Below are 9,713 nucleotides of genomic sequence, written 5' to 3'. Positions count from 1 at the left end.
AATTAAAAATGCAAGTATTCGTGTTAAAATTTCGATACGGACTTTTTGAACTCTAAGTATTGGAGTTCAAAAAGCGAAAGGCTGGAATGTAACGGAAAGTTAAATATGTTAAATCTTGAAGGGGAACAGAGTGGCGTTTTTTCTTTTGTTGATTTCATATTTGCTTGTTGCGCCAATTCCCCCGTCGCATGTATTGCCATGTGAAGAGGAATGCAAAAACAGCATAGATATGTTCGCTCAGCCAGCATACATAAAGAGGTGCTTTAAGATGGAATATAACGACAACTACAAAGACGGTGTAGATGGCCAGTGCTGCCAGTTCGAAAGCAAGAGCAGTACGCGTGTTGCCTGTGCCCGAAACGGCATGGAAATAAATTTGTCCCGGAATTGTAATGAGATAGGACGACACTAGAACATAGAGCGGTGCGCGGCCGGCGTCAATAAGCGCTGTTTCGTTGGTGAAAATACCCAGTACCGTTTCAGGAAACAGGAGTTCGAAGAGTAAAAGTGGCGTGAGAATGACGTAGCCCATGAAGACAGTACGGCGCAGCATGCCTGGAACTGCCTCCACTTCGCGCTGCCCCATCAGGTTGCTCACCAACGTGCTGGCCGTTGAAGCCAGCGCTATGACAGTCATGAAACTGAAGGAGGAAATGTTGCGGATGATGTTCGTTACTGCCAGATCACGCTCGCCAAGATGTTCTACAGACAGGAAAAACAGAAACCACGTGGCCAGAGAAAGAAAGTTCTGTAACATAGTCCATAAACTCATACCCAGGATGTTTCCTAACAGGTTCAGACGGAAGTGTGGCAGCTGGTGAAGGCCATATTTGCGATAGTCTATGCGCAGGCGTGTGTAAATGATGAAGAATAACAATGATACGCCTTCGGCCAAAGTAGATCCCATGGCAGCTCCGGCTATGCCAAAGGCCGGCAGACCGAGTTTGCCGAAAATCAGCACATAATTGAAAATGACGTTACACAAAACCATGGTCATGGAGTTGAGCGTCAGTGTACGGGTATTGGTAGTGCCTACATAAAAAGCTCTGAACATGACCGTTACAAAGGCAAAGAAAAATCCCGGTACGCGCCAGTGAAGATAATCGTTGGCGGCTGTTGCCACTGCCGGTGAGGCGATGATGGCGTTGAGGATCATCGGTGCGAACAGGCGGGCCAGTATGAAGAGAACCGTTGCCGTTATCAACAGGAAAGCTACGCTGTGATAGAATATGTTTCCAATGCTCAGATAGTTGCCTTCGCCGTTACGGCGTCCTATCAGTATTTGTGCCCCAATGCTGAAGCCCAGTCCCAACATGAAGACGGCAATGTAGAAAATACCTCCCAAGGCGGACGCTCCCAGTTCTATTTCGCCTACGCGGCCCAGAAAGGCAGCGTCCGTCATGCCTACGAGTTGTTCCATCAGCATGCTGATGAGGATAGGATAGGCAATGCGCCAAATCTGGCTGTAAGAGTAAGTTTTCATGAAAAAATCTAATCGTTTGGCAATAAACTGTGTGTTGCAGGATGGCTCATCAGCGCATTTCGCGCAGCCATATATCTCCCTTGTTGTCCATGTAGGGTTCGGCCGTTATCGTAACAGCGGGAGCGGCAGCGTCGGCCGGTGTCCCCCGGTCGCGGAACAGTTGTCCGGTGAGCAGGATGTGTCCCCAGCGGTTAAAGTCCTCCCCCGGTTTTGGCAGGGTGTTGGCGGACAAATAACAGTCGTCGTGTTCTTCGCGCACCACGTAGAGCAGTGGTCCGCGCTGTATGGCCACTTTGCCGCGTTGGGCTTTTCCGTCAGCCATCTTGCGCACTAAAAAAGGTTGCATAGGCAAGTCGAAGAACACTTCGTCGCCGCTGTTCCATTTACGGTCGATGACAAGATAGCCGTTCTCGATGACTGTAGTGAGGAGTTCGCGGCCGTTGACGTGAAATACGGGAAGTTTGTCCGCTGCACCGGGGAAAATAGCAAAACGGTCGGCTGGAGTTATTTTTCCCATGGCCCATTCCGGCAGGCGCAGACGCAGTTTGAGCGGTAAGGCATTGCCGCGAAAACCCGACAGACGTACCTTGATGCGTCCTTCGTGAGGCATGGCGGTGAGTATGTCCAGCATTACATCGAACTGTTTTGTGCGGACGTGTGCCGTACTGTTCAGATAGAGATTTATGTATATTCCTTCTTCATCGGTAGCCAGTATCTTTCCGGTGGCGTTGATAAGCGCCTGTGCTGCCACGTGTTTCTCCATGGTCATTTCGCCCGGAAGGGCCACTTCTCTGAGCAGCTGGTTGAACAGACTGCGTTCCATCACATCGGCCAGACGGCTGTCGGCGGTGAGCCGGAGCAAGTCTGCGGCGAGTCCCGTCATGTTGGCGGTGGCTACGGTTTGCGGCAGGTTTTCTTCTCCAAGGCCGCCGGCCAAATTGATTTGAGGGAGATATTCTGTTTGCCATTTTTTTATTTTCCGGACAAAGTCTTTCTTGTTGCCCGGTTCTCCCAGCGGTTGTTCCGTGAGTGAGGCATCGAGCTTAAGGGCGGTTCCTCGCAAATCACTGATATCTTCTCCCCATATCACTACGCTATCGGCGGGTACATAGGTCAAAGGTTCTTTCAGTAGCTTTTGTGCCTGAAGGGCTGCTGCTATCGTCAGGGCTGTTATGAATAAAATGAGTCTGTTCATGAAGGTTATTGATGATAATGAAAGTAGGATGAATGTGCGGGCTTCAGCGTCAGGCTGTTCTTAAATCGTGCCGCACCACAGTTCTCCAAGAGTCGGGAGTACGGCGCGATTCCAGAATCTTACGCAGTGTCATACGCTTAACTGTTGCCGGAATTTTCCCGCTTTGTATAATGGGGTATGTCGTGTCGGGATTCTTCACAAAGCATACCGATAATGCCCAGGCTACCCCCATTTCTGCGTAATAGCCGCTGGGGCGTATGGATGTGAGTACGTCAAGTACTTGTCTGAAGTATTCCGGTATCAGAAAATGGTCCATTAGCATGACTGCGGCAAAACGTTGTTCATAGACGGCCGATGAGCGGGCATAATGCAGAAGAAAATCAAAAACTTCCTCGCGATGGCGTCGCACGGCAACGTAGGTGGAACAGCAGCAGTCGCATATTGTCCAATTGTCGATGAGAGGGACCAGCATTTCTCGCAGGACGGGCAGAAGCTCATCCGCTTTTAGCGGCCGGTATCCAGGTATGAGGCCCGCTAGCATCCGTTCTTCGTATGTTTGGCTTCGGCTGAGTTCGGTACAAACTTCTCGCCAGTCTTCCTGACGTGCTATTTTTTTAGCCATGTTGCGTAACACTGGTATGCGGACGCCCAGCATCGGATATTTTAAATCGGGGATAAGACTTGAAGCAAATTTTATAAGCCGTACATCTGCTTCGGCAGACAAGGCTTTCTTGAACGCGGGAATATCAGTCATGATTAATGAGTGTTGGATGAAGGTGGCAGCTGTATGGAAACAATAACCTAAGGTGGTGTTGAAATGAAATGTCGTATTTCATTCAGTATGGAAAACCGGCGGGTAATATTTTATGGAATATCATTCCGTCAGTAAATCCTTTAATCTAGGCAAAATTACTATAAAAACTTTGGAAAAGGCTAATAAGAAGGGACTAAAGTATTCGTAATATTTGTTGATAAGGCGTTTGTGAGGCAAAATGAATGAGGATAGACGAATAGACCGAGGAATGCAAAGGAAAGCGGAATTATGAAGTACTATGTCTGCAAAATCATTACCCTCAGGAATGTGATTCCTGATATGTGGTACAGGCATTACCATATCGAAACGCTTGTAATAAAATCTGTAATCGGGGTACTTCCATCCGTAAGACTGGTACCGTGCCGCGTGACAGAACTATCTAAATTTGCACCAATGAATAAAAAGATGAATAATATAATAGAAAGAATGCGGAGGGAAAAGCGGATTTTGGAAACGGATTCTGACTTTCCTCATCTGTGCGAAGAGGTCGAAAATACGCGGCGGCTCATTGGCGAGTTGAACATGGGTTACCATACACCTGATAAAGTGCGGGTACTGCTTGAACGCATCTGGGGACAAACGTTGGATGCTTCCGTGCGTATGTTCCCGCCGTTCTATACGGCCTTCGGGAAAATGACCTGTGTGGGAAAAAATGTGTTTATCAACTTCGGTTGCACGTTTCTCGATCAAGGAGGCATCACGCTCGAAGACGGCGTATTCATCGGACCGGGAGTCAAAATTCTCACGGAAGGTCATCCGGAACAGCCCGAAATCCGCCATAAGTTGCAGACTGATCTGGTCGTTATCCGCCGTAAGGCATGGATTGGTGCAGGTGCGATCATTCTGCCGGGAGTGACGGTTGGCGAGAACGCCATCATCGCGGCCGGAGCTGTTGTGACGAAAGATGTACCTGCCAATACTATTGTTGCAGGAGTACCTGCTAAAATATTAAGGAATATAAACGTTACGAATTATGAATAGAAAATTAACCGTACTCTTTGTGATAGGTGCTATGATTATCACAGAAACAGCTGGCAAAAGAATAAATGATTTGAATGACGGAATAAATATGGAAAATTTGACTTTAACTGCCGAATGGGATAAGACATTTCCCAAAAGCGACAAAGTAATCCACAATAAAGTAACATTCACAAATCGTTATGGTATAACGCTGGCGGCTGATATGTATGTACCGAAAAATGCTGCCGGCAAATTGCCAGCCATCGCTGTCAGCGGTCCGTTTGGGGCCGTAAAGGAGCAGTCATCGGGACTGTATGCTCAGACGCTCGCTGATCGAGGATTCCTAACTATCGCTTTCGATCCCTCATATACCGGAGAGAGCGGCGGACAGCCGCGCAGTGTGGCTTCGCCGGATATCAATACCGAAGACTTTTCAGCGGCGGTGGATTACCTTGCAACACATCCTGACGTGGACGCCGAGTGTATTGGCATTGTCGGTATCTGTGGTTGGGGCGGATTTGCTATCAATGCAGCTGCCAACGATACACGTATTAAGGCTACTGTGGCTTCTACTATGTATGATATTAGTCGCTGTACATCAAACGGTTATTTTGATACGGCTGACAATGATGAGGCACGCTATAAAATGCGTCAGGAGTTCAATGCACACCGAACAGAAGATTATCGTAACGGTACTTATTCCCGTACCATTATGAATCCGGAACCAGCCAAGGACGCGCCGCAGTTTATGAAAGATTATTATGACTATTATAAAACTAGACGAGGCTATCATCCCCGTTCCATCAATTCCGGTCTGGGTTGGAATAAAACCTCATCCCTCGCGTTCGTCAATGCTCCCATACTCGCTTATGCCGATGAAGTCCGCAGTGCCGTGTTGCTTATTCATGGTGAGAAAGCTCACTCCCGTTATTTCAGTGAGGATACCTTCAAGAAGTTGAAAGGCGATAATAAGGAACTGATGATTATTCCTAATGCAAACCATACAGATCTTTACGACAATTTAGCAGTCATTCCATTTGACATAATAGTGGATTTCTTCAAGAAGAATCTAAAATAACAGTTGAGATGATGAAAATGTGGTTACTATCCCTCATATTGTTTTTTGTGAAGATAGCTTTATATCACAGATTTTGAAAGTTTGGTAGTTTGAGTTTGGAGAGGACTGCTAAAAAACGGCGGAAGGGTCATTACTGTCTTATGGAGTACAGTAATAACCCTTCCGTTTGTTTGGGTGTTGTAGGCTGAACGTTTTTATTCTTTTGCAGATTGTATGATACTGATCGGTGTGTTTACACCGGCCGATGTCAGTGTCAGTGTAGCCGTTCGAGAGGATGTGGTGGGATTCGGCTCAAGACTTATCCGTACATTGTGGCGACCTGCTGAAAAAGTAGTGGTTTCAGGAACGGCCCATGTTTCGGAAGACGAGAGAGTGGCATTGTCCTGATAAACGGTGAAAACAATGGCGGTGTCTGTCTTGGCCTGCGCGTTGAGAAGGAAATAAACTTTATTGGCCGGAAGGTTGTCCATGTTGTCTTCCGGAGTAGTGCTGTACATTGGTTCGGGACTACTGATATTAAGCCATCCGTTTTGCACAACACGCATGCCCAGATCGGTGAAAGTTTTTACCTGAATGTAGCCCACACGGCGTGCTCCGCTAGTATTGACCTCGTTGGTGATGGTCATAAGTGTGTTAAGTACGAGGGAGTCGTTACGTATCTGATATTTATCCGGTGACACGGAACACCAGGATTGGGAGGTGCTTGCCGTCCAAGTGTCCAGAGAATAAAGGCGGATGGTATCCATGGTCTGGTCGGCGTATGTAATCATACCTTCCGGCTTTTGGGGAAAGAAGAATGATTGGTGTACTTCATAAGGGTCGTTGTTGCATGAGGCTACTAATAGGGTCAGGGATGCAAGCAGGGAGAAAAGTGTTTTTTTCATGTCGCGTAATGATAATTTTTGTAGTCGGCCAGTGGGCGTCATTCCTCGCTTTCATTGCTGGAAGCCGGAGTGTTGCGGCGGCTAACGGTTAATATTATGTTTCTTTGGTTACTTAATATGTAAATGGCAGGTTGTTTTGTATTGAATGCCCGGACGCTATCTGGTGCATTCCGTATTTATTGCATAAACAGCGGAAATGAGAAATATTGCATAAGATGGCGTATTTTATTTTAAAATGTGATGTCTTTCTCAATACCATTCAATATTGGAACTGTAGGAACTGCGCTTATCCCATTTGAGAGCGTCGGCCAGCTCGCTGGCGCGTGCGCGGAAAGAGAAGTTGAAAGATGTATAGGGACGTAACACGACTGAGCATGACATTTCGAAACAGTGAAGGTCACGCGAAACGGAGGCCGTGGTCATGGAGAGCCGGTGAAAATCGAAGTCATAGCCAGAGGAGAACGTGATGTTCCAGCCTTCCGCAATGCGTATGAAGCCGGAGAAGTTGAGTGTCTGGTTGAAGGAATAAGGATAGCGCATGCGGCGCACGTTGATATCCTTTGAGCGGTCTTCGGCCATGGTTATGCCGTAGGACAGGGTGAGCGACCAAGGGATGGAGAACGCCAGATAACCGTCATCGTCCACTTTCGCCTTCTGTGTTTTCGTTCCTCCCCTTTGCGAGGCTTTCAGGCTAGGGTCGATGTTGGCATCTTCCGTATCGGCCTCAATATTGTCGCTGTTCGTGTTGCTATTGTCGCTATTGTCTTTTCTTTTTTTTCTGCTGAAAAGTTTTGTGAGCGTTTGGTTGTTGAAGGTGTAGGATAAGTTTTGAGACATGCCTTGGAAGCGGCCGAAACGGCCATAGCTCCATTCCGTGCGGTCGGATGTCACTACGCGGCCGTTATTATCGAAAGCATAGGCATAGGTAGCGAATACGGCCGCCATGGAGAAGGTGTAGCTTTTGCTGAGTTTGAGGCGCAAACGGGTGCTGAGGTTGCTCCACGGATGTGTTTTGGCAGCCAGATTGTAGGAGAGCGTGCCCGACAGCTCGTCGATAAGGCTTATTTTTTTCGTACCCGTGCTGTCACGGTCGCTCTTCACTTTCATTTCCAGGTTATTGGAAAGCGACATTGAGACCATGCCCTGCTTTGTTCCCGAAGGATAGCCGTAAAGTGCCCCCGAGTAGGGCGAATAGTTGACCGTTGTCACTTCACCGTTTTCATCGGTGCGTACGTAACTGTCCGTATAGCCGAAACGTTCGGCAGTGAAGTCGGGCGCATAGCTAAAGGATATGTTGGGCTTGAGTACGTGGCGAATGGCCTCGATTTTGTCTCCGAAGAGTTTTTTCCATGGTTTGTAAAAGCCATATAGCGTGGTATTGGCCGAAATGCCGAGCCGCCAGTCGTAGAGGTTGTAGAAGCCGTAAGTGGTGTCGGACACCTCCTTTTGGGTGTGTTCGTCCCATGAGCGTTTCACGCGATTGGTGTACATGATGTCGCGGAATTCGAAGTTGGGGGAGATGTTGATGTATTTGAACAACTGGAAAGTAGCGTCAACGGGCACGCGGTGCTGCATGCCGTTGCGCCAGTCTTTTATGAGGTTCGACTTGAACAGCTGGTCTTCTTTGGTGGTGATGCTGTTGGAAATCTGTCCGGTGTAGGACATGGATATTTTCTCATACCACCGTTCCTTGCCGGCCATGCGCTTGCGGCGGAAGGGATAGAAGCGGTTGACGGAGATGCTTAAGTCGGGCAGGGTCACAGCCAGCGTAGAGTCGTGCATGTTTTGTGAAAGGTTGCCGGAGCCGGAGATTGTCATGCCGATTTTCTGGAAGGTATGTGAAAAACTTACCGAACTGGCACGCGTACTCTGCGTATAGGAAATAGGATTGTACATGCTCTCCAGATTGGAGCGCTCATAATTTTCGGAGGCGAAGTTCACGCGGGCCGAAAAGGTCGTATTGGGGTTGGAACGAGGGTCTTTGGAATGCGTCCATTGCACCTTGAGGCTTTTTGAGACGGCGTAGTCGGGCATATTCTTTTCGCCTTCCACCGTACGCAGGAAACTGATGAAGAAATTGCCGTTATAGCGGTAACGCTTGCGGTAATTGGTTTCGGCGCTCAGGCCCCATGAGCCTTTTGTGTAGATTTCGCCCAAGGCCTTGAAATCCATGTAGTCGTTCAGGGCAAAGTAGTAGCCGCCATCGCGAAGGTAGAAGCCGCGGCTGGTCTCATCGCCATAGGTGGGCATGATGAAGCCGCTGGAATATTTTTTGTTGAAAGGAAAAAAGCCGTAAGGGATGGCCAGCGGCAGTGGTACGTCGGCAACCACCAGATGGGCCGGTCCGAAAAACGCCTCTTTGCCCGGTTTGACTTTTGCCCGCGAAAGCGCAAGGTAAAAGTGGGGATGTTCGGCATCGCAGGTGGTGTATTTCGCGTGTTCGAGATAAAGTGTGCCGTCATCCGTCCGTTTGGAACGCTGACTTTGCAGGAAGCCGTTGCCTTGTGTGGTGGCAACGTTGGTGATGAATCCCTTTTTGGTTTTGAAGTTGAACGACATCTTTTCGCTGTCGTACAGGTCCGCTCCCTGTTTGTAGACCGGCTGGCCTTGTAGTGTCCCTGACGTGTCGCGGGCGCCTTCGGCATGAACCATGTTGCTGTCGAGCGCCATGGTTATTTTGGCGGCGTCAAGTTCCATGTCTATATAGTTGACTTTGGCATCGCCGTAAAGAAAGGCCAGCCCGCTCTCAGCGTCGTAGACCAGAGAATCCTGACTTTGATATTCCACCGGAGCGTCAAGTCCCGGCTTGCGTTTCCGGGTGCTGTCGGTGGCGGTTGTGTCGGTTGTGAGGGAGGGAACGGACAGGGTGTCGGGGCGAAGCCGACCGTCCGTGACACTCCTTTGAGGCGTGCTGTCCTTTGGGGTTACAGTAATTGTGGAGTCGGGTAATAAGGAATCGGCCACTGCCACTGTCTCTACAGTTGCGTGGCCCATTACGGCTGGCGATGTGGCAAAGCACAAAGCTGCTATTACCGAAAATAGGAACAATATCGTAGTTTTCAAACTTTTTTTGAAATCTTTCTTTTTTAACAGTGTGCAAAGTTACTAACTTATCTGTTAAGAGTTAAGCGTTAAAAGTTAAAAGTTTTATTATTGTCTCTGTTCTTTTGCTTGTATGAGAAGCATTGGAAAGCGTGGAGAAACCGGCAAAGTATGTTCAAATATGATACTCCGAAACAAGGGAACGGGGATTTTAACACTATTTGCTTTCGGCCGGAAAATGTATTATCTTTGTAATA

The 9,713-nt window shown here is 48.3% G+C and carries 7 protein-coding genes; 2 read left to right on the top strand and 5 right to left on the bottom strand.

The features are described from left to right. Positions 1-154: 154 nt before the first annotated feature. The 3 genes from C5S62_RS04450 to C5S62_RS04440 are packed head-to-tail and all read right to left on the bottom strand — an operon-like array spanning position 155 to position 3,432. On the bottom strand, positions 155-1,483 hold the full coding sequence (locus tag C5S62_RS04450) for an MATE family efflux transporter (RefSeq protein WP_104404235.1): 1,329 nt from the start codon (positions 1,481-1,483) through the stop codon (positions 155-157). 49 nt (positions 1,484-1,532) lie between these two features. Then, on the bottom strand, positions 1,533-2,678 hold the full coding sequence (locus tag C5S62_RS04445) for a beta-L-arabinofuranosidase domain-containing protein (protein ID WP_104404234.1): 1,146 nt from the start codon (positions 2,676-2,678) through the stop codon (positions 1,533-1,535). Between the two features lie 49 nt (positions 2,679-2,727). Further along, the gene (locus C5S62_RS04440) at positions 2,728-3,432 is read right to left on the bottom strand and encodes a DNA alkylation repair protein (RefSeq protein WP_104404233.1); all 705 of its coding nucleotides are present in this window, start codon (positions 3,430-3,432) and stop codon (positions 2,728-2,730) included. 465 nt (positions 3,433-3,897) lie between these two features. Here C5S62_RS04440 and C5S62_RS04435 point away from each other — a divergent pair, with 465 nt between their 5' ends. After that, positions 3,898-4,473 carry a DapH/DapD/GlmU-related protein gene (locus tag C5S62_RS04435; RefSeq protein ID WP_104404232.1) on the top strand — a complete coding sequence of 192 codons (576 nt, stop codon included), beginning with the start codon at positions 3,898-3,900 and terminating at the stop codon, positions 4,471-4,473. A 31-nt stretch (positions 4,474-4,504) separates the two neighbouring features. Next, positions 4,505-5,530 carry an alpha/beta hydrolase gene (locus C5S62_RS04430; protein ID WP_104404231.1) on the top strand — a complete coding sequence of 342 codons (1,026 nt, stop codon included), beginning with the start codon at positions 4,505-4,507 and terminating at the stop codon, positions 5,528-5,530. 194 nt (positions 5,531-5,724) lie between these two features. Here the strand turns inward: C5S62_RS04430 and C5S62_RS04425 are convergent, their stop codons facing one another. Together C5S62_RS04425 and C5S62_RS04420 are read right to left on the bottom strand one after the other, a co-directional pair. Continuing rightward, the gene (locus C5S62_RS04425) at positions 5,725-6,414 is read right to left on the bottom strand and encodes a BACON domain-containing protein (protein ID WP_172486222.1); all 690 of its coding nucleotides are present in this window, start codon (positions 6,412-6,414) and stop codon (positions 5,725-5,727) included. A gap of 249 nt (positions 6,415-6,663) precedes the next feature. Beyond that, complete coding sequence (locus C5S62_RS04420) at positions 6,664-9,408, bottom strand: putative LPS assembly protein LptD (RefSeq protein WP_371411182.1); 2,745 nt, start codon at positions 9,406-9,408, stop codon at positions 6,664-6,666. Positions 9,409-9,713: the final 305 nt, after the last annotated feature.

It is taken from the genome of Prevotella sp. MGM2 (genome assembly GCF_002933955.1).
In the GTDB taxonomy this organism is placed as follows: domain Bacteria; phylum Bacteroidota; class Bacteroidia; order Bacteroidales; family Bacteroidaceae; genus Alloprevotella.
The sequence above is the reverse complement of the archived record's forward strand: the minus strand, read 5'-3'. Positions and strand labels throughout refer to the sequence as shown.